The 22,852-nt window shown below is 62.9% G+C and carries 16 protein-coding genes; 10 read left to right on the top strand and 6 right to left on the bottom strand.

Annotated elements, in window-relative coordinates; translation table 11 throughout:
* Nucleotides 1-7 precede the first annotated feature (7 nt).
* Nucleotides 8-175, bottom strand: coding sequence for a hypothetical protein (locus tag V1286_RS09515; protein WP_190241861.1), 168 nt, complete (start codon nt 173-175; stop codon nt 8-10).
* Between the two features lie 274 nt (nt 176-449).
* On the opposite strand from V1286_RS09515, the gene V1286_RS09510 reads away from it, so the two are divergent.
* From V1286_RS09510 to V1286_RS09480, 7 genes are all read left to right on the top strand, one after another.
* A complete protein-coding gene (locus V1286_RS09510) occupies nt 450-1,367 on the top strand; it encodes an ABC transporter permease subunit (protein WP_334479148.1) in 918 nt (305 codons plus the stop codon).
* Nucleotides 1,367-2,698 carry a high-affinity branched-chain amino acid ABC transporter permease LivM gene (livM, locus tag V1286_RS09505; RefSeq protein WP_334479146.1) on the top strand — a complete coding sequence of 444 codons (1,332 nt, stop codon included), beginning with the start codon at nt 1,367-1,369 and terminating at the stop codon, nt 2,696-2,698. Before V1286_RS09510 ends, livM begins: the two co-directional genes overlap by 1 nt.
* A complete protein-coding gene (locus V1286_RS09500) occupies nt 2,695-3,528 on the top strand; it encodes an ABC transporter ATP-binding protein (RefSeq protein ID WP_334479144.1) in 834 nt (277 codons plus the stop codon). The genes livM and V1286_RS09500 overlap by 4 nt, the downstream gene beginning before the upstream one ends.
* Nucleotides 3,525-4,271 (top strand): ABC transporter ATP-binding protein, encoded by a 747-nt coding sequence (locus V1286_RS09495; protein ID WP_334479142.1) that lies wholly within the window; start codon nt 3,525-3,527, stop codon nt 4,269-4,271. Before V1286_RS09500 ends, V1286_RS09495 begins: the two co-directional genes overlap by 4 nt.
* A gap of 178 nt (nt 4,272-4,449) precedes the next feature.
* Complete coding sequence (locus V1286_RS09490) at nt 4,450-5,568, top strand: branched-chain amino acid ABC transporter substrate-binding protein (RefSeq protein WP_334479141.1); 1,119 nt, start codon at nt 4,450-4,452, stop codon at nt 5,566-5,568.
* A gap of 250 nt (nt 5,569-5,818) precedes the next feature.
* Nucleotides 5,819-12,106, top strand: coding sequence for a HAMP domain-containing protein (locus V1286_RS09485; protein WP_334479139.1), 6,288 nt, complete (start codon nt 5,819-5,821; stop codon nt 12,104-12,106).
* A 16-nt stretch (nt 12,107-12,122) separates the two neighbouring features.
* On the top strand, nt 12,123-13,616 hold the full coding sequence (locus tag V1286_RS09480; protein WP_334489600.1) for an HWE histidine kinase domain-containing protein: 1,494 nt from the start codon (nt 12,123-12,125) through the stop codon (nt 13,614-13,616).
* Between the two features lie 32 nt (nt 13,617-13,648).
* Here V1286_RS09480 and V1286_RS09475 read toward each other — a convergent pair whose 3' ends face one another.
* Entirely contained in the window at nt 13,649-14,044 is a 396-nt protein-coding gene (locus V1286_RS09475) for a response regulator (protein WP_334479138.1), read from the bottom strand.
* 443 nt (nt 14,045-14,487) lie between these two features.
* On the opposite strand from V1286_RS09475, the gene V1286_RS09470 reads away from it, so the two are divergent.
* Nucleotides 14,488-17,262 (top strand): PAS domain S-box protein, encoded by a 2,775-nt coding sequence (locus V1286_RS09470; RefSeq protein WP_334479137.1) that lies wholly within the window; start codon nt 14,488-14,490, stop codon nt 17,260-17,262.
* A gap of 34 nt (nt 17,263-17,296) precedes the next feature.
* Here the strand turns inward: V1286_RS09470 and V1286_RS09465 are convergent, their stop codons facing one another.
* Genes V1286_RS09465 through V1286_RS09455 form a run of 3 tightly spaced genes read right to left on the bottom strand, consistent with a single transcriptional unit; the run spans nt 17,297 to nt 19,846 of the window.
* Nucleotides 17,297-18,310: a methyltransferase gene (locus V1286_RS09465; protein WP_334479136.1), complete on the bottom strand. Its 1,014-nt coding sequence runs from the start codon at nt 18,308-18,310 to the stop codon at nt 17,297-17,299.
* 16 nt (nt 18,311-18,326) lie between these two features.
* Entirely contained in the window at nt 18,327-19,286 is a 960-nt protein-coding gene (locus V1286_RS09460) for a Bug family tripartite tricarboxylate transporter substrate binding protein (RefSeq protein WP_334479135.1), read from the bottom strand.
* A gap of 17 nt (nt 19,287-19,303) precedes the next feature.
* Nucleotides 19,304-19,846 (bottom strand): MarR family winged helix-turn-helix transcriptional regulator, encoded by a 543-nt coding sequence (locus V1286_RS09455; protein ID WP_334479133.1) that lies wholly within the window; start codon nt 19,844-19,846, stop codon nt 19,304-19,306.
* 163 nt (nt 19,847-20,009) lie between these two features.
* Here V1286_RS09455 and V1286_RS09450 point away from each other — a divergent pair, with 163 nt between their 5' ends.
* Entirely contained in the window at nt 20,010-21,002 is a 993-nt protein-coding gene (locus tag V1286_RS09450) for a P1 family peptidase (protein WP_334479131.1), read from the top strand.
* Nucleotides 21,003-21,098: 96 nt separating this feature from the next.
* On the opposite strand, the gene V1286_RS09445 is transcribed toward V1286_RS09450, so the two are convergent.
* Nucleotides 21,099-21,851, bottom strand: a complete 753-nt coding sequence (locus V1286_RS09445; RefSeq protein ID WP_334479129.1) for an EF-hand domain-containing protein — start codon at nt 21,849-21,851, stop codon at nt 21,099-21,101.
* A gap of 253 nt (nt 21,852-22,104) precedes the next feature.
* Here V1286_RS09445 and rpe point away from each other — a divergent pair, with 253 nt between their 5' ends.
* On the top strand, nt 22,105-22,806 hold the full coding sequence (rpe, locus tag V1286_RS09440) for a ribulose-phosphate 3-epimerase (RefSeq protein WP_334479127.1): 702 nt from the start codon (nt 22,105-22,107) through the stop codon (nt 22,804-22,806).
* Nucleotides 22,807-22,852: the final 46 nt, after the last annotated feature.

The raw sequence follows: 22,852 nt of genomic DNA, 5'->3' as shown, positions 1-22,852 counted from the left end.
CGTCCGGCTAGCTGTCCTGATCAGGCATCTGCTTCCCCTGACGGTTGGGATTCGGCTTCTCACGGCCCGGATCTTGCTGCTGCTGGCCCGGCTTCTGGCCGCCACCCTGCTGCTGCTGACCGGGCTTCTGACCCGGGTTCTGGTTCTGCTGGCCCGGGTTGTTCTGATTGGTCATTGGGGGATCTCCGTTGTTGACCATAGCCGGGATGAACGGAAAGGCATGACATTCGTTGCAAGGGAATGCCGGTTCCGCTGCGATCATTGCGCGGCAAAGGCGTGGCAGCACTGTGAAGCGGGAACCCGTGCTGAAAAACTAGCTCTGTACAAGCCAAATAAGCCGCAGCCGGCGCTGTTGCCGCCCCCGGTTCCCACCTGTTAGAAAACGACACGACGCGTCGCATCGGGCTGCCGGAGCTCTCGCCGCGTCGCGGCTCTAACTACGGCAGCGCATGGATTATTTCGCCCAGCAACTGATCAACGGCCTCGTGCTCGGCTCGATCTACGGCCTGATCGCCATCGGCTACACCATGGTCTACGGCATTGTCGGCATGATCAATTTCGCCCATGGCGATATTTTCATGATCGGCGGCTTCATCGCCCTGATCACCTTCCTGATCCTGGTCTCGTTCGGCCTGACCGCCGTCCCCCTGATCCTGCTGGTGGTACTGCTGGTATCGATGGCGATCACGGCGCTCTATGGCTGGACGGTGGAACGCATCGCCTACCGGCCGCTGCGGCACTCGTTCCGCCTGGCGCCGATGCTTTCCGCGATCGGTATGTCATTCGTGCTGACCAATTATTCCCAGGTGGCGCAGGGCGCGCGCGTCAAACCGGTGCCGCCGATCATCACGGGCGGCTATACCCTGCACGAGGGCGCCGAAGGCTTCGTGGTGCAGCTTTCCAACGTCCAGATCATCGTCGTCATCACCACCGTGGTGCTGCTGGCGCTGTTCACCTGGCTGGTATCGCGCACCCGGCTCGGGCGCGACATGCGCGCCTGCGAGCAGGACCAGACCATGGCTTCGCTGCTCGGCGTCGACGTCGACCGCACCATCTCCATGACCTTCGTGATCGGGGCTGCGCTCGCCGCCGTCGCCGGCATGATGTACCTGCTCTATTATGGGCTGGTCGATTTCTTCATGGGCTTCGTCGCCGGCATCAAGGCGTTCACCGCCGCGGTGCTCGGCGGCATCGGCTCGCTGCCCGGCGCGATGCTGGGCGGGCTACTCATCGGCCTGATCGAAACATTGTGGTCGGCCTACTTCTCGGTCGAGTACAAGGACGTCGCCGCGTTCTCGATCCTGATCGTGGTCCTGATCTTCCTTCCGACCGGCCTGCTCGGCCGGCCTGAAGTCGAAAAAGTCTGATGGGCGGCAGCGTGAGCGCACCCCCCGCCGCCCAAACCTCGCGCGCTCCGGGCGCCGCCTTCATCCTCAAGAAAGCGCTGATCAGCGCGCTGGTGGCGCTGGTGCTGTTTTCGCTGATGATCGGCGTGCGCACCGAGGCCGGACCGCAGGGACAATTGATCTACTGGACGCGGTTCGGCGACCTCGCCGTCATGGTCGCGGCCGTGTTCGGCGGTAGCATCCTCGTCGAGTTGCTGCGGCAATGGTGGGGACCGGTCGGCACCGTCAGAATCGTGCCACCTTCCGTGCAAAGCACCCTCGCCGTCGCGCGCCGCGCCATCGCACCGGTGCTGCTGGTGTTCACGTTTCTGGTGCCGGTCCTGTTCTACGACGAGCGCTACATTCTCGACCTCGGCATCCTCGTGCTCACTTACGTGATGCTTGGATGGGGGCTGAACGTGGTGGTCGGCCTCGCCGGCCTGCTCGACCTCGGCTATGTCGCGTTCTACGCGGTCGGCGCCTATTCCTACGCGCTGCTGGCGACCAATTTCGGATTGTCGTTCTGGGTATGCCTGCCGCTCGCCGGCATTCTGGCCGCGTTCTGGGGCGTGCTGCTCGGCTTTCCCGTGCTGCGGCTGCGCGGCGACTATCTCGCCATTGTCACGTTAGCCTTCGGCGAGATCATCCGCCTCGTCATCATCAACTGGCAGACCCTGACCGGCGGGCCGAACGGCGTCACCGGCATTCCCCGGCCAACCCTGTTCGGCATTCCGCTCACACCGGCCGATGACGGGCTTGCGGCCAGGCTCGGCATCGAATTCTCGCCGACGCACCGCATCGTGTTCCTGTTCTATTTGATCCTGGCGCTGGCGCTGCTCACCAACTGGGTCACGATCCGGCTGCGGCGGCTGCCGATCGGCCGCGCCTGGGAAGCGTTGCGCGAGGACGAAGTCGCCTGCCGCGCGCTCGGCATCAACACCACCACGACCAAGCTGACGGCGTTTGCGACGGGCGCAATGTTCGGCGGTTTAGCCGGCGCATTCTTCGCGACGCGGCAGGGCTTCATCAGCCCGGAATCCTTCACCTTCCATGAATCGGCGCTGGTGCTGGCGATCGTGGTGCTGGGCGGCATGGGTTCGCAACTCGGCGTCGCGCTCGCAGCACTTGCCATGATCGGCGGCTTCGAGCTTTTTCGAGGGCTCGACCAGTACCGCATGCTGGTGTTCGGCATGGCGATGGTGCTGTTGATGATCTGGCGGCCGCGCGGCCTAATCGGCCATCGCGCGCCGACCGTGTTCCTCGAGCGCAATCAGGCAATCTCGTCCGACCTCGTCAAGGAGGGACACGGATGAGCGGCGACCAGATCCTGTCCGTCGATAGCCTGTCGATGCGCTTCGGCGGCATCGTCGCCGTCAACGAACTCTCCTTCAATGCCGAGCGGCGCAAGATCACCGCGCTGATCGGGCCGAACGGCGCCGGCAAGACCACCGTCTTCAACTGCATCACCGGCTTCTACAAGCCAACGTCAGGCGCGATGCGGCTCGCGCATGATAATGGCCACGCCATCCAGCTCGAACAGCTGAACGATTTCCGGATTTCCAAGCTGGCCAAGGTCGCACGCACCTTCCAGAACATCCGGCTGTTTCCCGGCATGACGGTGCTGGAGAACCTGATGGTGGCGCAGCACAATGCGCTGATGCGCGCCTCCGGGCTGACGTTTCTCGGGCTGATCGGCGCGCCGTCCTGGCGCAAGGCCGAGGAGGCCGCGATCGATCTGGCGCGGACCTGGCTCGACCGCATCGGGCTCCTGGACCGCGCCGACGACGCCGCCGGCAATTTGCCCTATGGCGACCAGCGGCGTCTCGAGATCGCGCGCGCGATGTGCACCCAGCCCGCGCTGCTCTGCCTCGACGAGCCGGCAGCCGGCCTCAACGCGCGCGAAAGCGCCGCTTTAAGCGAACTGCTGCTCTCGATCCGCGCGAATCAAGGCACCTCGATCCTGCTGATCGAGCACGACATGAGCGTGGTGATGGAAATCTCCGACCACATCGTCGTGATGGATCACGGGCTGAAGATCGCCGAAGGCACGCCGCGCGAGATCCGCGACGATCCCAAGGTGATCGCGGCCTATCTCGGCACGGATGAAGAGGAAGCCATCGCCGTGATGGAGAGCGGAACGTGACCGCCCCATCGAAGACTCCCCTGCTCGCGATCCGCGCCCTACGCGCGGCCTATGGCAAGATCGAGGCGCTGAAGGGCGTTGATCTCGATATCAACGCCGGCGAGATCGTCGCCCTGATCGGCGCCAACGGCGCCGGCAAGTCGACCCTGATGATGACGATTTTCGGCCGGCCCCGCGCCCGTGCGGGGAGGATCGAATTCGACGGCCAGGACATCACCGGCGTGCCGACGCACGAGATCGCGCGGCTGCGCATCGCCCAATCCCCGGAGGGCCGCCGCATCTTCCCGCGCATGAGCGTGGCGGAAAACCTCCAGATGGGCGCCGATGCGACCGATAGCAGCGAGGCCGACCGGGCAAGCGGCCTGGAACGCGTCTTCGCGCTGTTCCCGCGGCTGAAGGAACGCATGACCCAGCGCGGCGGCACGCTGTCCGGCGGCGAGCAGCAGATGCTGGCGATCGGCCGGGCCCTGATGAGCCGGCCGCGCCTGTTGATGCTGGACGAGCCGTCGCTGGGGCTGGCCCCACTGATCGCGCGGCAGATTTTCGATGCGATCCGGACCCTGAACCGGCAGGACGGCCTGACCGTCCTGATCGTCGAACAGAACGCCAACCACGCGCTGAAACTGGCGCATCGGGGCTATGTCATGGTCAACGGCCTGATCACCCTGTCCGGAACCGGCAGCGAATTGCTGCAGCGCCCGGAAATCCGCGCTGCCTATCTGGAAGGCGGCCGGCGGGAGTAGTCACATTTCCACCTGCCTCCCACCTACCCAGGCGCTGCGGCAAGATGCTGCGAACCGACCGCGGATTTGCCCGAAAATTGCCGATGACTTCGCCGTAAAATCAGCCGACAATGGGCGTGATTTTCGTACCCGGCCCGCCGGGTGCTTCCTGAAATCGACTGACCTGCGAGGATATCTCATGAAATCACTGAAACTTATCGGCCTGGCTTTGGGCGCATCGTTGGCGCTGTCGACAACGGCGCTGGCGCAGGACATCTCCATCGCAGTGGTGGGCCCGATGACGGGCGGCGAATCCGCATTCGGCCGGCAGATGAAGAACGGCGCCGAACAATTCGTGGCCGATTTCAACGCCGCCGGCGGCGTGCTCGGCAAGAAGCTGGCGCTGCAGATCGGCGACGATGCCTGCGATCCCAAGCAGGCGCGCTCGGTGGCGGAAAAGTTCGCCAGCGCCAAGATCCCGTTCGTTGCCGGTCACTTCTGCTCCTCGTCGTCGATCCCGGCGTCGGAAGCCTACGCCGACGGCAACGTGCTGCAGATTACCCCGGCCTCGACCAACCCGCTGTTTACCGAGCGCAAGCTCTGGAACGTGGCGCGCGTCTGCGGCCGCGACGACCAGCAGGGCCTGGTTGCCGCCGACTACATCGTCAAGAACTACAAGGGCAAGAACGTCGCCGTCCTCAACGACAAGACCACCTACGGCAAAGGCCTTGCCGACGAAACCAAGAAGGCGCTCAACAAGGCCGGCTTCACCGAGAAGATGTTCGAATCCTACAACAAGGGCGACAAGGATTTTAACTCGATCGTGTCACGGCTGAAGCGCGACAATATCGATCTGGTGTTTGTCGGCGGCTACCATCAGGAAGCCGGCCTGATCCTGCGCCAGATGCGCGACCAGGGCCTCAAGACGGTGTTGATGGCGGGCGACGCCATGAACGACAAGGAATTCGCCTCGATCACCGGGCCGGCCGCCGAAGGCACGCTGTTCACCTTCGGTCCCGACCCGCGCAACAAGGCGACCGCCAAGGCCATCGTCGAGAAGTTCAAGGCCAAGAACATCGATCCCGAAGGCTACACCCTCTACACCTATGCCGCGATGCAGGTCTGGACGCAGGCCGTGGCGAAGGCGAAGACCACCGATCCGAAGAAGGTCATGGAGACCATCAAGGCCAGCGATTGGGACACTGTGCTTGGCAAGTTGGGGTTCGATGCCAAGGGCGACATCAAGGTCATCGACTACGTCGTTTACAAGTGGGACGCCAAGGGCAACTACACCGAGATCAATCCGAAGGGGTCATAGGCCCCTCGTCGATCAGAACCTCAAACGCCCCGGCTTGCCGGGGCGTTTTCATTTTGGGTTCCAGATAATTTTCCGATCGCGGGAACAATTGGGTTCCCGCCGCATTGAGCAAACTGGGCTGAGTTCCATGTCATTGATTTCTCGACCTTAACCGTTATTCCAACTTGATCTGCCGGTGGGGCAGCGGTTCTATCTGTGAAATCGCATTTCAGCCTAAGTGATTTGCGCGCGAACTGGTCGAGGAAACACCATGAGTGACCTTTCCCCTGGGGCATCACCCTCCGTTCGCCGGGTCGCCAAAGCCCAACCAGCCACCACCAACGGCACGTCCGATCCGATGCAGGATCTGCTGCACGCCTTGCAGGCAATGCGCGCGGGTGATTTCTCGGTACGGATGACCGGCGATCACCTCGGCATCGAGGGCAAGATCGCCGACACCTTCAACGAAATCGTCGCCGCCAACCAGCGAATGGCGCAGCAACTGGAGCACGTCGGCCAGGTCGTCGGCCGCGAAGGCAAGACGCGGCAGCGCGTCAAGTTCGACCTGTCGAGCGGATCGTGGGCGGACATGGAGGGATCCGTCAACACGCTGATCGACGACCTGCTGTGGCCGACCCGCGAAGTCACGCGCGCGGTCGCCGCCGTTGCCCAGGGCAATCTACTACAGACCGTGCAGCTCGACGTCGACGGCCGCCCACTTGGCGGCGAATTCTTGCAGTCGGCCAACATCGTCAACACGATGATCAAGCAGCTTTCCGTGTTTACCTCGGAAGTGACGCGCGTGGCGCGCGAGGTCGGCACCGAGGGCAAGCTCGGCGGCCAGGCCCAGGTCCCGGAAGTGACGGGCGTCTGGAAAGACCTGACCGAGAGCGTCAACTCGATGGCCAACAATTTGACCGGCCAGGTCCGCAACATCGCCGAGGTCACCATCGCGGTGGCCAATGGCGACTTGTCGAAGAAGATCACGGTGGACGTCCGCGGCGAGATCCTGCAGCTCAAGGAAGCCATCAATACGATGGTGGATCAACTTCGATCCTTCGCTTCCGAAGTGACCCGCGTGGCGCGCGAAGTCGGCACCGATGGTAAGCTCGGCGGCCAGGCGATCGTCCCCGGCGTCGCCGGCACCTGGAAGGATCTGACCGACTCCGTCAATGCGATGTGCGGCAACCTCACCGCGCAGGTCCGCAACATCGCCAACGTCACCACGGCGGTGGCCCGCGGCGACCTCTCGCGCAAGATCACGGTCGACGTCCGCGGCGAAATCCTGGAGCTGAAGGACACCATCAACACGATGGTCGACCAGCTCAACTCGTTCGCCTCCGAAGTGACGCGCGTGGCGCGCGAGGTCGGCACCGAAGGCAAGCTCGGCGGTCAGGCCCAGGTCCCCGGCGTCGCCGGCACCTGGAAGGACCTCACCGACAACGTCAACTTCATGGCCTCCAACCTGACGGCGCAGGTCCGCAACATCGCCGACGTCGCGACCGCCATCGCCGGCGGCGACCTTTCCAAGAAGATCACCGTGAACGTGTCGGGCGAAATCCTTCAGTTGAAGGAAACGCTCAACACGATGGTCGACCAGCTCAACGCCTTCGCGGGCGAAGTGACGCGCGTGGCGCGCGAAGTCGGCACCGAGGGACGGCTCGGCGGTCAGGCCAACGTGCTCGGTGTCGCCGGCACCTGGAAGGACCTCACCGAGAGCGTCAACTCGATGGCTTCCAACCTGACGGCGCAGGTCCGCAACATCGCCGAAGTGACGACCGCGGTCGCCAATGGCGACCTGTCGAAGAAGATCACCGTCGACGTGCGCGGTGAAATCCTCGAACTGAAGGACACCATCAACACGATGGTGGACCAACTCAACGCCTTTGCCGGCGAAGTGACCCGCGTCGCGCGCGAAGTCGGCACCGAAGGCAAGCTCGGCGGCCAGGCCAACGTGCGCGGCGTCGCCGGCACCTGGAAGGACCTCACCGACAACGTCAATTCGATGGCCGGCAACCTCACCGCTCAGGTCCGCAACATCGCCGAAGTCGCGACCGCGGTGGCGAAGGGCGACCTGTCGAAGAAGATCACTGTCAACGTCTCGGGCGAAATTCTTCAGTTGAAGGAAACGCTCAATACGATGGTGGACCAGCTCAACGCCTTTGCGAGCGAAGTGACCCGCGTCGCGCGCGAAGTCGGCACCGACGGCAAGCTCGGCGGCCAGGCCCAGGTGACCGGCGTCGCCGGCACCTGGAAGGATCTCACCGACAGCGTGAACTCGATGGCCGGCAATTTGACGGCGCAGGTCCGCAACATCGCCGAGGTCGCGACCGCGATCGCCGGCGGCGACCTGTCGCGCAAGATCACCGTGGACGTGCGCGGCGAGATCCTGCAGCTCAAGGAAACGCTGAACACGATGGTCGACCAGCTCAATCGCTTCGCCGGCGAAGTGACGCGCGTGGCGCGCGAGGTCGGCACCGAGGGACGATTGGGTGGTCAAGCCAACGTGCCCGGCGTCGCCGGCACCTGGAAGGACCTGACGGATAACGTCAACTCGATGGCCGGCAACCTCACCGGCCAGGTCCGCAACATCGCCGAGGTGACCACGGCGGTGGCGAAGGGCGACCTGTCGAAGAAGATCACCGTCGACGTCAAGGGCGAAATTCTGGAACTGAAGAACACCGTCAACACGATGGTCGACCAGCTCAACGCCTTCGCCTCCGAAGTCACCCGCGTGGCGCGCGAGGTCGGCACCGAAGGCAAACTCGGCGGCCAGGCCCAGGTGCCTCAAGTGGCCGGCACCTGGAAAGACCTCACCGACAACGTCAACTTCATGGCTTCGAACCTGACCGCGCAGGTCCGCAACATTGCCGAAGTCGCCACCGCCATCGCCGGCGGCGACCTGTCGAAGAAGATCACGGTCGACGTCCGCGGCGAAATCCTGCTGCTGAAGGATACCCTGAACACGATGGTCGAGCAGCTCCGCTCCTTTGCCGCCGAAGTGACGCGCGTGGCGCGCGAGGTCGGCACCGAGGGGCGGCTCGGCGGCCAGGCTGTGGTGCCCGGCGTCGCCGGCACCTGGAAGGACTTGACCGACAACGTCAACCTGCTCGCAGCCAACCTCACCACGCAGGTCCGCAACATCGCCGAAGTCACCACCGCCGTGGCCCGCGGCGACCTGTCGCGCAAGATCACCGTGGACGTGAAGGGCGAAATCCTCGAGTTGAAAAACACCATCAACACGATGGTCGATCAGCTCAACGCCTTTGCCGGCGAAGTGACGCGCGTGGCGCGCGAAGTCGGCACCGAGGGCAAGCTCGGCGGTCAGGCGCAGGTCCCCGGCGTCGCCGGCACCTGGAAGGACCTCACCGACACCGTGAACTTCATGGCCGCCAATCTGACCGAACAGGTGCGCGGCATCGTCAAGGTCGTGACGGCGGTCGCCGACGGCGACCTGAAGCAGAACCTGACGGTGAAATCGAAGGGCGAAGTCGCAGCCCTTGCCGACACCATTAACAACATGACCGAGACGCTGGCTACCTTCGCCGATCAGGTCACCAGCGTGGCGCGCGAAGTCGGCGTCGAGGGACGCCTCGGCGGCCAGGCCAACGTGCCCGGCGCCGCCGGCACCTGGAAGGACCTCACCGGCAACGTCAACCTGCTCGCCGCCAACCTGACCTCACAGGTGCGCGCGATCGCCGAGGTGGCGACCGCCGTGACCAAGGGCGACCTGACCCGCTCCATCCAGGTCGACGCCCGCGGCGAAATGGCCGAACTCAAAGACAACATCAATACGATGATCGGCAACCTGCGTCTGACGACGCAGGTGAATACCGAACAGGACTGGCTGAAGACCAACCTCGCCAGCTTCACCAACATGCTGCAGGGGCAGCGCGACCTCACGACCGTCGGCCGGCTGCTGCTGACCGAACTGGCGCCGCTGGTCAACGCGCATATGGGCGCGATCTATCAGACCGAGAATCCCGATAGCCCACAATTGCGCCTGCTCTCCGCCTATGCGGGCGATAGCGCCAATCCCCACCCGCTGGTCGTTCAATTCGGCGAAGGGCTGATCGGCCAGTGCGCGATGGACAAGCGCCAGCGGCTGGTGTCGGACATCCCGACCGATACGGCGCCGATCAATTCGGCGCTGCTGCGCGTCATTCCGAGGAATCTCGTCGTGCTTCCGGTATTGTTCGAAAACCAGGTCAAGGCGGTGATCGAACTGTCTTCGATCAGTTCGTTCACGACCTCGCAGATGACCTTCCTCGAACAGCTCACCGACTCTATCGGCATCGTGCTCAACTCGATCGAGGCCACGATGCAGACCGAGGGCCTGCTGAAACAGTCCCAACAACTCGCCGGCGAATTGCAGACGCAGCAGAAGGAACTGCAGCAGACCAACGAACAGCTCGAACAGAAGGCCCAGCAGCTTGCCGAGCGCAACGTCGAGGTGGAAAGAAAGAACCAGGAAATCGAACAGGCCCGCCGCGCGCTCGAAGAAAAGGCGACCGAGCTTTCGCTGACCTCGAAGTACAAGTCCGAATTCCTCGCCAACATGTCGCATGAGCTGCGCACGCCGCTCAACAGCATCCTGATCCTCGGCCAGCAGCTCACCGAAAATCCGGACGGCAATTTGTCGGCAAAACAGGTCGAATTCGCCCGCACCATCCACGGCGCCGGCACCGACCTGCTCAACCTGATCAGCGACATTCTCGATCTGTCGAAGATCGAATCCGGCACCGTGACGGTCGATGCCGAGGAGATCCTGACGTCGAGCCTTCTGGAGACCGTCGGCCGCCCGTTCCGCCACGAAGCCGAGAACCGCCAACTTTCGTTCAGCGTCGAGGTCGACGAGAATCTCGCCCGCAGCATGGTCACCGATTCGAAACGTCTGCAGCAGGTTTTGAAAAACCTGCTGTCGAACGCGTTCAAGTTCACCGCGGAGGGCGGCGTCAAGATGACCGTATCGGCCGCCGTCGGCGGCTGGAGCGCCGAGCACCCGATCCTCAATCACGCACCCGCCGTCGTCGCCTTCGAGGTGACCGACACCGGCATCGGCATTCCCCTGGAGAAACAGAAACTGATCTTCGAGGCGTTCCAGCAGGCGGATGCCGGCACCAGCCGCAAATACGGCGGCACCGGCCTTGGCCTTGCCATCAGCCGCGAACTCGCGAGCCTGCTCGGCGGCGAAATTCATCTGCGCAGCGCCCCAGGCAAAGGCAGCACTTTCGTGCTCTATCTGCCGCTGACATATTCCGGCCCCACGGTCGCGCCCCGGGCCCCTGCCTCGTCGCCGTTCGCTGGTGCGCCGGCGCTGCAGGTCGCAGCACAGGAGCGGGTCATCGAACAGTTGCCGGATGACCGGCTCAACCTCGAACCAGGAGATACCATCCTGCTGATCGTCGAAGACGATCTGCATTATGCGCGGGTGCTGATCGATCTGGCGCGCGACAAGGGCTTCAAGGTGCTGGTCGCCAGCCGCGGTGCGGAAGCGCTCGAACTCGCCAAGCAGTTCCAGCCGACCGCGGTTTCGCTCGACGTGTTCCTGCCGGACATGCTGGGCTGGACCGTGCTGAGCCAGCTCAAGCACAATCCGCTGACGCGCCACATTCCGGTGCAGATCATCACGCTCGACGAAGACCGCCAGCATGCCCTGGCGCGCGGCGCGTTCTCCTTCGTCAACAAGCCGACAACGACGGAGGGCGTCAGCGCGGCGCTGTCGCAGATCAAGGAATACGCAAAACCTCGCCGCAAGCGCCTTCTGATCGTGGAAGACAACGCCGCCGAACAAATGAGCATCACCGAACTGCTCGGCCACGACGACATCGAGATTCTCACCGCCGATACCGGCGCCGATGCGCTCTCGACAATGCGGAACCAGCCTTGCGACTGCGTCGTGCTGGATTTGCGGCTGCCCGACATGAGCGGCTTCGAAGTGCTCGACCGGCTTCGCAACGACGACGCGCTATCGAGCGTGCCCGTCGTGGTATTCACGGGGCGGGAACTTTCAGCCGAGGAGGATGCGGAACTTCACACCATGGCGAGGAGCATCGTGGTGAAAGGCGTGGAGTCGCCGGAACGCCTGCTCGACGAAACGTCGCTGTTTTTACACCGTGTGATCACGGAATTGCCAGCCGAGAAGCAGAGAATGCTCGAAAAGCTCAATAGCTCCGATGAGGATCTCGTTGGCAAAACCGCACTTCTGGTGGACGATGACGCCCGGAACATCTTTGCGCTGTCGAGCGTATTAGAACGGCGCGGCATGAAGGTGCTGACAGCTACGACCGGCAATGAAGCCGTTGCGCTGGTCGAGTCCAATCCGAATATCGCAATCGTGCTGATGGATATCATGATGCCGCAGATGGACGGATATCAGACCATCGGCGTCATCAGGCAAAACCCGTCCCTTGGCCGCCTTCCGATCATCGCGCTGACCGCCAAGGCGATGAAGGGCGACCGCGAGAAATGTCTCGAAGCCGGCGCTTCGGACTATCTCGCAAAACCCGTCAATACCGAGCAGTTGCTGCTCGCCATTCGAATGTGGCTACACCGCTGACCGGCGTATGCAGATGATAGACCAAGACAAGGTAAACATTCTTCTGGTTGACGATCAGCCGGCGAAGCTGCTCGCCTATGAAGTCATCCTGACGGAACTCGGCGAGAATCTGGTCAAGGCTTCGTCCGGGCGTGAAGCGCTTGAGTTCCTGCTCAAGAACGACGTCGCGATCATCCTGGTCGACGTCTGCATGCCCGAACTGGACGGGTTCGAACTGGCCGCGATGATCCGCGAACACCCCCGCTTCCAGAAGACGGCGATGATATTCATCTCCGCCATCCAAGTCAGCGACATCGACCGGCTGCGCGGCTACGAAATGGGTGCGGTCGACTATGTTCCGGTGCCCGTCGTGCCGGAGGTGTTGCGCGCCAAGATCAAGGTGTTCGCGGAGCTCTATCGCAAGACGCGCCAGCTCGAGCGCCTCAACGTCGAGCTCGAAGATCGCGTTCGCGCCCGCACCGCCGAACTGGAGGAATCGCACGCGAGGCTTTTGGAAAGCGAGCAGCGCCGCAGTCTCGCGATAGCCGCCGGGAAGATGGGATCCTGGGACTGGGACTGGGTCAATGGCGACTGGATGTGGGATGAAGGCCAGTATCAGATCCTTGGCATCGATCCCCACAAGTTCGAGCTGACGCCGGCCAATATCCAGGCGCTGTTTCACCCCGACGACGTTCATGAACTGCACGAGGCGTGGGCGAGCTTCGCCCGAGGCGCGAAATCATACGAAGCGGAATTCCGCATCATCCGGCCGAATGGCGAGATGCGCTGGTGCGCGGGCACGGCGGCGGCAAGCACCGACAAGGGCGGCCGTGTCATCCGCGTCAGCGGCGTCACCGTCGACATCACCGAGCGCAAACAGGCCGAGGAGCGGCAGAACCTGCTGGCGCGGGAGGTCGATCACCGTGCCAAGAACGCGCTGGCGCTGGCGCAATCCATCGTCCGGCTGACGCGCGGCGAGAACGTGAAGACCTATATCCGTTCGGTCGAAGGGCGGATCAACGCGCTGGCGCGGGTGCACACCGTGCTCTCGTTGTCGAGCTGGCAAGGCGCCGAAATAAGAAAACTGATCGACGAGGAGCTGGCGCCCTATTCCACCGGCGAACAGATCGACTTGTCCGGTCCGGAGGTCCAGCTCGAGCCGGCGACGGCCCAGACCGTCGCGCTGGCGCTGCACGAACTCGTCACCAATTCGGCGAAGTACGGCGCCCTGTCGGCGCTGTTGGGCCGACTGTCGGTGAGCTGGGAAGACCAGGCGGGCCTTCTCAAGATCATTTGGGTGGAGACCGGCGGGCCGCCGGTCGAGAAGCCGGTATCGCGAGGGTTCGGAACCAGAAGCGTGATTGCCAGCATCGAGTCGCAGCTCGGTGGTCATGCCGAATTCGACTGGCGCCGGGAGGGCCTCGTTTGTTGCCTCTCGGTCCCCTTGCCGCATCGGCAGTTTACCGCCGAGCCGGTTTCGCTGCTCGAGGCTACCGCCGACGGCAATGGCCTGCGACGCGCGGGGCGGTAACCCTACGCTTGACGGATCAGCAATGGAAAGAACTATCGCGCCGCTGCGGCGGCACCGGCCGACGGCCGGCGCGATCCCTGCGCCGCTTCGATCGCGCGCATCAAATCCGGCGGACGAAACGGCTTCTGCAGGCAGACCACATCGGAGAGCTCAGGCGTCTCCGACAGAAAGTCCAGCGCGGTCATTCCTGAAATCGCAATGACGGGCAGACCGGGCACGCGGGCGCGCAGCATCGCGATCAGTTCGGAGCCGTTGGTGCCCTGCAGAAAGATATCGACGATCGCAAGATCGAAGCTTGCTTCCTCGAACAGCTTCAATGCGGATGCGGCGCTCTCTGCCTCGACGATTTCGAACTGATGGATGCGCAGCACGATGGAAATGATCGTACGGACGCCGGCCTGATCGTCAACAACAAGCACGCGGGGCATCGAAGCCTCCCGGATCGGTCGTGCGAACAGCTTACGATGAAAATTCGTGTATTTTCGGCGGTTCCGCGGGCATTATTCAGCCGGTCGGTAAAGAGGCGGTTACCCGCCTAGAGGGGGATGACTTTTCTTCGAATCGTCATCCCACTCTATCTCTTTGATTTACGCATGATCTTTTCGGAAAACCGGTACCCACTTTTCCGGATCATGCTCTAGCGAGTTCCTCTCCAGGCATTGCCAGGTAATATATAACTTGAGTTGATTCCCGCCGGGGCGACACTAGCGTAGACTTGGTGCAGCGATACCGGTGGCGTCAATCCCGGTGGCGTCCGACTTTCGGCTGGATGTCCGGCCGCGCTGAATACATTACTTTCCAGCGTTTGAGACTATTGCCAATTTGAAGCTATTGCCATGGCGCGTTCGTTGCCAGTTTGCCGGAGACGACAATGGGTGACGAGCGCAACATCTTTCTTTCGACCATGCCGACGACGCGCCGCGATCGTATGGCCGCGCTCGGCGTGGTCGGCGTCTCAGCGGTGCTGTTCGCCTGCGCCGTGCCATTTGCCGGCGTGCCGCTCACCCCGATCCCGGCATTCGTTGCGAGCTACCAGTCCGCGCTCGCCATCAACGACCTGATCACCGCCATCCTGCTGTTTTCGCAGTTTTCGATTTCCCGTTCGCGGGCGATGCTGTTGCTCGCCAGCGGATATTTGTTCACGGCGCTGGCAGCCATCGTCCACGCGCTGACCTTTCCCGGACTGTTCGCGCCCGGCGGCCTGCTCGGCGCGGGAACGCAGACCACCGTCTGGCTCTACATGATCTGGCACGGCGGTTTTCCGCTGCTCGTCCTCGGCTATGCCTTGCTGAAGGCAAGGGACAACGAGCGGAAGATCCAGGGTTCGACCGGCGCGGCCGTCGTTGCGAGCATCGTTGCGGTCGGTGCCGCGATGGCCGCATTCACCTGGCTCGTCACCGCCCAGCACGACCGTCTGCCGATCCTGCTGAGCGGCGGCCATTACACGCCCATCATGCTCGGAGTGGTCTCGACCGTATGGTGCCTCAGCCTGGCTGCATTGATCGTGCTGTGGCTTCGCAGGCCGCACTTCGTCCTCGACGTCTGGCTGATGGTGGTGATGTGCGCCTGGCTGTTCGACATCGCCCTGTCGGCGATCCTGAACGTGGCGCGATTCGACGTCGGCTTCTATCTCGGCCGCATCTATGGCCTTTCTGCCGCGAGCTTCGTGCTCGCCGTCCTGCTCGTCGAAAATGTCGGCCTGCAGGCCAAGCTCGCCCGCCTGCTCGGATCATTGCGCCTGCAAGCCGCCTCTGAAAGAGACCTTCGCACCGAGCGCGACAGCCTCTTTAGCGCTGTCGTGGAATCGTCCAACGACGCCATCATCACCAAACTGCTGGACGGCACCATCACGAGTTGGAACGGAGCCGCTGAACGCCTGTTCGGCTACACGGCCGCGGAGGCGATCGGCAGGCACATCAATCTCATTGTTCCGCCGGACCGGCGCGACGAGATACGCAATATTATTGAACGGATCGGCCGAGGCGAGCCGATTGCACATTACGAAACGTCGCGGATGCGCAAGGATGGCAGCACCGTCGACGTTTCGCTGAGCATTTCTCCCATCCGCACCGCGTCCGGCAAGATTGTCGGCGTTTCCAAAGCTGCGCACGACATCACCGAGAGCAAGCGGACACAGCAGGCGCTCAGCCAGGAAATCGAGGAGCGGCGGCGCATCTTCGAGTCATCGAACGACCTTATCTTCGTGACCGATTCCGCGGGGAATTTCATCCAGGTCAGCCCGAGCGTCACTGCCATCCTTGGCTATCATCCCTCCGACATGGTCGGACGCAGCGCGATCGAATTCATCCATCCCGACGATCTCGAACACACCCGCAGGGAGATGCGGGCGGGACGACGGGGGCAAAGCAAGCGCAATTTCGAGACGCGTTATGTCAACAAGGAGGGCAAGGCGGTCGCGCTGAACTGGACCGGAAACTGGTCGGAGCCGGTCCGCCGCCACTTCTTCATCGGCCGCGACCTGACGGAAAAGCAGGCCGCGGAAGCCCAGTTGCGGCATGCGCAGAAGATGGATGCGGTCGGCCAGCTCACGGGTGGCGTCGCGCACGACTTCAACAACATCCTGACCGTGATCACGGGCACCATCGGCATCCTGGAAGAAGCCGTCGCCGATCAGCCCCAGCTCGCCGCCATCGCCAAGCTGATCGACGAAGCCGCCGAACGCGGGGCCAACCTGACCAAGCACCTGTTGGCCTTTGCCCGCAAGCAGCCGCTGCAGCCGGTTGAAGTCGACGTCAATGCGCTGGTGCTGGAGTCGGCGAAGCTGCTGCACCCGACGCTTGGCGAAAACATCGAAATCACGCCGCTATTGGCCGAAGATGCATGGACCGCGCTGGCCGATCCAAACCTGCTGACGACGGCCGTTCTCAACCTGGCAATAAATGCGCGCGATGCCATGCCCAACGGCGGCAAGCTCGCGCTCGAGACCAGCAACGTCTTCCTCGACGACAACTACGCGAGCATGCACGACGAGGTCACGACCGGCAATTACGTGATGATCGCGGTCAGCGACACCGGCTCCGGAATCTCGCCCGCGCTGCTCGAACGGGTATTCGAACCGTTTTTCACGACCAAGGAGGTCGGCCGGGGCACCGGCCTTGGCCTCAGCATGGTGTTCGGCTTCGTCAAGCAGTCGGGCGGTCACGTCAAGATCTACAGCGAGGAAGGCCACGGCACCTCCGTCAAGATCTACCTGCCGCGGGCGACGGGATTGCAGCAGACCACGGCGGAAGCGCTGGTCTCGGCGCATGTCGAGGGCGGCAACGAAACGGTCCTCGTCGTCGAGGACGATACGCTGGTGCGGCGCTACGTGATGACTCAGATCGAGAGCCTGGGCTACACCACGCTCGAGGCGTCCAACGCTTCCGACGCCCTGCGCTTCATCGACGAGGTCCCCGCCATCGACCTGCTTTTCACCGACGTGATCATGCCCGGCATCATGAACGGCCGCCAGCTCGTCGACGAAGCGCTGAAGCGGCGGCCGGGCCTCAAGACCCTGTTCACATCGGGATATACCGAGAACGCCATCGTCCATCATGGCCGCCTGGATTCCGGCGTGCTGCTGCTGGCAAAGCCCTATCGCAAATCCGAACTCGCCAGGATGATCCGGCTGGCGCTTGCCAGCTAGGCAAACTGCAACAACGAAACCGAACTGCGCCCACTCACTTCCGTCCGGTAATCATTCCAATGTCACCGGCCAGCGACGACACCTGGAGATCCAGAAATCCGGTTTCGGCCATCCAGCCCTCACAGTCTGCAGCACTGTAATCAAAGCCGCCGGCCGTGAGGACCAGCATGTTCAGGCTGGCCAGCAGGCCCGCCGTACTGAATCGCCGGCCGTCGTCGATAAAACGCTCGTAGACGACAAGGACGCCGCCGCCTGGAAGCGCGTCGAACGCTTTTTTGAGCAGCAGCATCTTGGTGGCGAGATCCCAATTATGGAGCACGCGGCCCATCACCAGAACGTCGGCTGTGGGCAATGGATCGTTGAAGAAATCTCCGGAATGGAAGCGCAAGCGGCCCGTCACGCCATGTTGCTCGGCGTAGGCTTCGAACAGCGGCTTCAGCGCGGGAAGATCGAAACCGCCGCCGGTGAGGTGTGGATGAGCCGACGCAATCTGGACCGGCAAGCATCCCTGCGCGGTGCCGATATCGATCAGCGTGCGAAACTCCTGCCACGGGAAACGCGCTGCGATCGCCTGCGCGGCGCGCAGTGATCCACCGGTCATGCCCCGGGCAACGTTCTCCAGAATGGCGGAGTCGGCGTAATAGGCCCGGTGATCCTCCGTGCCCCGCGCTCCACTTTGTGGCTTGCCGGTGCGCAACGCGTCCGTGAGCATGCTCCAGGGGCCAAACTGCCGCGCGTTCGCCAATTCAAGCTCGCCGCCGATATAGGAAAGCTTGTTGCGGTTGAGATACTGGTTCGCGTCCGGCGCGTTACTGTAGCGGCCGGATTCATCCCGTTCGAGCAGACCAAGCGCGACCAGGGCATCGAAGAAGTCCCTCGCCCCTCGCGCGTGGACGCCCGATTTTTCGGCGAGTGGAACCAGCTCAAGCGGTTGCTGGGCCAGCAAGGTAAAGACGCCAAGTTCGACGGCGCTCAGCAGCGTCTTGGAATCCCTGAAGGCGAGGCCCAATTTCACCAAACGATCCGGGGCGGCGGTGGTCGCTTCCATGGTACACATCCTTTCTCTATCGGGTCGTACCTGCGACGATTTCTCGGACTTTCTTCTTCTGCTCCGCAATGGACGACGAAAACTCCGCAGGTGTGCCGACCCGAACCTCGACCCCGACATTGCGCAACCGTGAGATGACGGCGGCATCCGCGCCTACCGTCCTGACGTCCTCTGCAATCTGATCGCGCAGGGGCGTCGGCATATCCCGCCATCCGTAAAATCCGACCACGCCTTCAAACGTCAACTCCGGAAAACCGGACTCCCCGGCGGTCGGCACCTCCGGAGCCAACGGGGAGCGCTGCCGGTTCGAAACCATCACAAGCCTGGCTTTACCTGCGGCGACCGCTGGCAGCAGGAATGACGGCGCGGTAACAACGACGTGGATGCGTCCTTCAGCGAAGTCCTGGAGCGCGGGTGCAAAGTCCCGGTACGGCACCTGTGTGAGCATGAGGCCGGTCGATTTTTGGAAAGCTGAAAAGATGTACTGAGGCAGCCCCGCCGTCGCTGCCCAGTTGAACTTGCCCGGATTGTCTCGCGCCATCGCGACAAATGAGCCCAAGGAGTCCACGCCCAGCGAATTCGAAACCGCGATGCAGAAAAAATTTTCGGCGGCCGCGGCGATCGGAACAAGGTCGCGATCGGGATCGTATGGCAGCTTGTCGTAGATCAGCGGATTGATCGAAATTGGACCAGCGAATGAAAACAGAAGTTCGTGATCGTCGCGCGAATTGACGAAGCTCGCCACACCAGCGAGCCCGTCCACTCCTGGGCGGTTCTCAACGACAACAGCGTGTCGCCATCGCTGGGACAGGCGTTCGGCGAACAGGCGCGCAGCAAGATCGGTGGCGCCACCTGCCGGCAGCGGAAGGATGATTTTGACGGTCCGCTGTGGCCAGGTCTGCGAGAGCGCCTCCACCGGGGGCCACGTTGCCACGATGGCAATCAGAGCATATGCAAAACGCTGAATTGCAAGCATGCCGTTATCCCCCGTGCCTAAATGGACTTGCGTGAAGTTCGTTTGCGTCGTCCGGCACCGGGCCGCGCATGGACACGGTTTCCTTCCACTAGACGCACCAGCATATCAATGAAGAGCTTTTTTTCCGATGCGTTCAGCGGCGCCAGAACGCGCTGGTTGGCGGCAAAGACTTCCGGCTGGCATTGCCGCCACAGGCGTTCTCCCTTTCGGGTCAGATAGACTTGACGCGCGCGGCGATCGTCCCCGTTGACCGTTCGCCTGAGAAGCCCTCTCGCTTCGAGTTTTTCGGCGATCAGACCGACATTGTTGCGATCAACCCCCATTGCCTCGGCGAGCGTTTGCTGGCTGATGCCGGGCGCATCATTGACGAACACCAGCAAGGCATATTCAAGCTGGACCAGTCCGGCTTCGGCCAAGGCTTCAGTGATGATCGACACGCAGATTTGTTGAAGGCTTCGGGTGAGTGGCGCCACAACCCGGCGAAGCGGCACGCCGTCACGGCCGATGTGAAGTAGCGAACCGCCCGCTTGAAGATCGCTATCGGAAGCTGTGTCGGACATCAGCCTATATAGTCATAATTTTGATCATCATATATTTGAGTAATTCCATTGTCAACGTAGCCGGACGCCGAACTGAACGATTAGAATGGTGCTGGACAGTCGCGACGTTTTTCGCGACTGGTGTGTTCGCAATGAAACAACACGCGCCCGACGGACTGCCCACTTGAAAAATCTCCTCACCGATATTTCCGGCGTTCGCGTCGGCCACGCCCACGACGCGGCCATCGCCTCCGGCGTCACCGCGATCATTTTCGATACTCCCGCGGTCGCCTCGATCGACGTGCGCGGCGGCGGCCCGGGCACCCGTGATGACGCGATGCTCAAGCCCGAAAGTACGGTCGAGGCGATCGACGCCATCGCGCTTTCCGGCGGCTCGGCGCTCGGGCTGGATGCCGCGGGCGGCATACAGGCCTGGCTCGCCGAACAGGGTCGCGGTTTAAGAATCCGCGAGGCGGTTATTCCGATCGTTCCGGGCGCGATCTGCTTCGATCTGCTCAACGGCGGCAACAAGGCATGGGGACGCTTCCCGCCCTATCGCGATCTCGGCTACGCCGCGGCGTGTGCCGCAGGCGGCGATTTCGCGCTGGGCAGCGTCGGCGCCGGCCTCGGCGCGACGACTGCCAATTTCAAGGGCGGCCTCGGCTCGGCTTCCGCGCAGACCGAAAGCGGCGTCACCGTCGCGGCGCTCGCCGTCGTCAACGCCGTCGGCAGCGTCACTGTCGGCGACGGACCCTGGTTCTGGGCGGCGCCGTTCGAAACAGCCAATGAATTTGGCGGGCGCGGACTGCCGCCTTCGTTCACGCCTGATATGCTGAGCGCACGGCTCAAGGGCGGCCCGGCCGCGGCTTCGGAAAACACCACGCTGGTGGTCGTGGTCACGGACGCCATACTGACAAAAGCGCAGGCCAAACGGCTCGCGATGATCGCGCACACCGGCATGGCGCGCGCCATCTATCCCGTCCATGCCACGACGGATGGCGACGTGGTGTATGCCGCAGCGACCGGCAAGACGCCGATCGATCCGCGGTTCGGCCTCACCGAACTCGGCATGGTGGCCGCCAACACGGTTGCGCGCGCGATCGCGCGCGGCGTCCATAGTGCGACCGCGCTACCCTTTCTGGGTGCGCTACCGGCGTGGGGCGATCGCTTCGGTTAGAGCATGGTCCGGAAAAGTGGGTACCGGTTTTCCGAAAAGACCATGCTCAAGGCTAAGAACTACCGCAGTCCGAAGGGATCTCGCCGGGTCTCGTGTTCAGACGCTCACCGAGAGCGATGAAGTGGCGGCCGATGCAATCTGCTGGGCCTGCCGCTGGATCATCTGCTCGATGAAATTGTAGGACGATGCCGCTGAAGTGGATGAGCTTTTGCCCGCGGCAGACGTCATCGTCACCTTGGATCCGTCCGCATAGGTCAGCGACGTCGTCACTGAACCATCGCTGTTGGTGACGGATGTAGTGGAAGCGCCCTGCAGCGCCTGCGAGAGCGGATCGGAATTCGATCCGTCGTCATTGCCGGCAGCGTTGCTCGCCTGGTCGTCGTGATGCTTCTTGCCGCCCTTCAGCGCCGACGCCAGTTCCTTGAGGCTAACCGAACCGTCGCCATCCGTATCGAACTTGCCGAAAGCATTGCCGGCCTGGGCGGCCTTGTTGCCGTCGGCGCCGAGCGCCTCGAACTCTGATTTGCTGATCTTGCCGTCACCGTCGCTGTCGACCTTGGCGAACCATTCCTTCAGCGAATTTGAGCGCATCGACAGCGACGATACATTCGAGCTGGACTGGCTCTGTGCGTCGAGCAGCGCACTCATGGTCTGCGGCGATATCTGCGAACCGCCGGATCCGGATCCGGTGCCCGCGCCGACCGAAGCCGACGAACCCGAGGACATCAGATCGAACGGGCTCTTGGCGTCCTGGCTGCGGCCGGTGGATTGCGCGGACGACGACTTCGACGACGTCAGCGCCTTGAGGGCATCGATCGCCGACGACGCGGCGCCCAAAGCAAAGAACATGGCAAAACTCCAACAACGCCGCATTGGTCGCGGCCGATAGCTCGTGCATGTTCCTCAGCAAGCGCCGTGCCATGACGAAAAACCCAATAAAACCGGGCTTTCCCGCATCCGTTCCGATCCGGCAAACCCGGCAATAGCTGCCCGCTCCGGCAGATTTTTCCCGCCCACAGGTCGCCTTGGCGGTCGCATTGCCCCCGGCCGCCCTGCATGTTACGCGGAGCCATCCTGCCCCTCGAGTTTTGGGAAAGCGCACATGTCTCAGCAATTTGCGTCGCGTCCCCTTGTCATCGCGCCGTCGATCCTGGCGGCGGATTTCGCCAAGCTGGGCGAGGAAGTCCGCGCTGTCGATGCGGCCGGCGCCGACTGGATCCATCTCGACGTGATGGACGGGCATTTCGTGCCCAACATTTCCTACGGTCCTGATGTGATCAAGGCGATGCGCCCGCACACCAAGAAGATCTTTGACGCCCATCTGATGATCTCGCCCTGCGACCCTTATCTGGAGGCGTTTGCAAAAGCCGGCTGCGATCACATCACCGTCCATGCCGAGGCAGGCCCGCATCTGCATCGCTCGCTGCAGGCGATCCGCGCGCTCGGCAAGAAGGCCGGCGTCTCGCTCAATCCCGGCACGCCGGCGAGCGCCATCGAATACGTCATCGACCTGATCGATCTGGTGCTGGTGATGTCGGTCAATCCCGGATTCGGCGGCCAGGCCTTCATCAAGTCGGCGCTCGGCAAAGTCAGCGACATCAGGGCGATGACCGCGGGACGCCCGATCGACATCGAGGTCGATGGCGGCGTAGGCCCAGATGTCGCCGGACAGTTGGCCGCTGCCGGCGCCAATGCGCTGGTCGCAGGCTCGGCGGTATTCAAGGGCGGCACATTGGAGGCCTACAAGACCAACATTTCCGCGATCCGTCACGCGGCGGCGCTGGCGCGCGGCGAAGCGGTCTGACGCGGATTGCCTCTCTCGCGCGACCAACCAGGCATGAATGAACCCC

Origin of the sequence: Bradyrhizobium algeriense, from assembly GCF_036924595.1 — a bacterium.
Taxonomy (GTDB): Bacteria; Pseudomonadota; Alphaproteobacteria; order Rhizobiales; family Xanthobacteraceae; genus Bradyrhizobium; species Bradyrhizobium algeriense.
The sequence above is the reverse complement of the archived record's forward strand: the minus strand, read 5'-3'. Positions and strand labels throughout refer to the sequence as shown.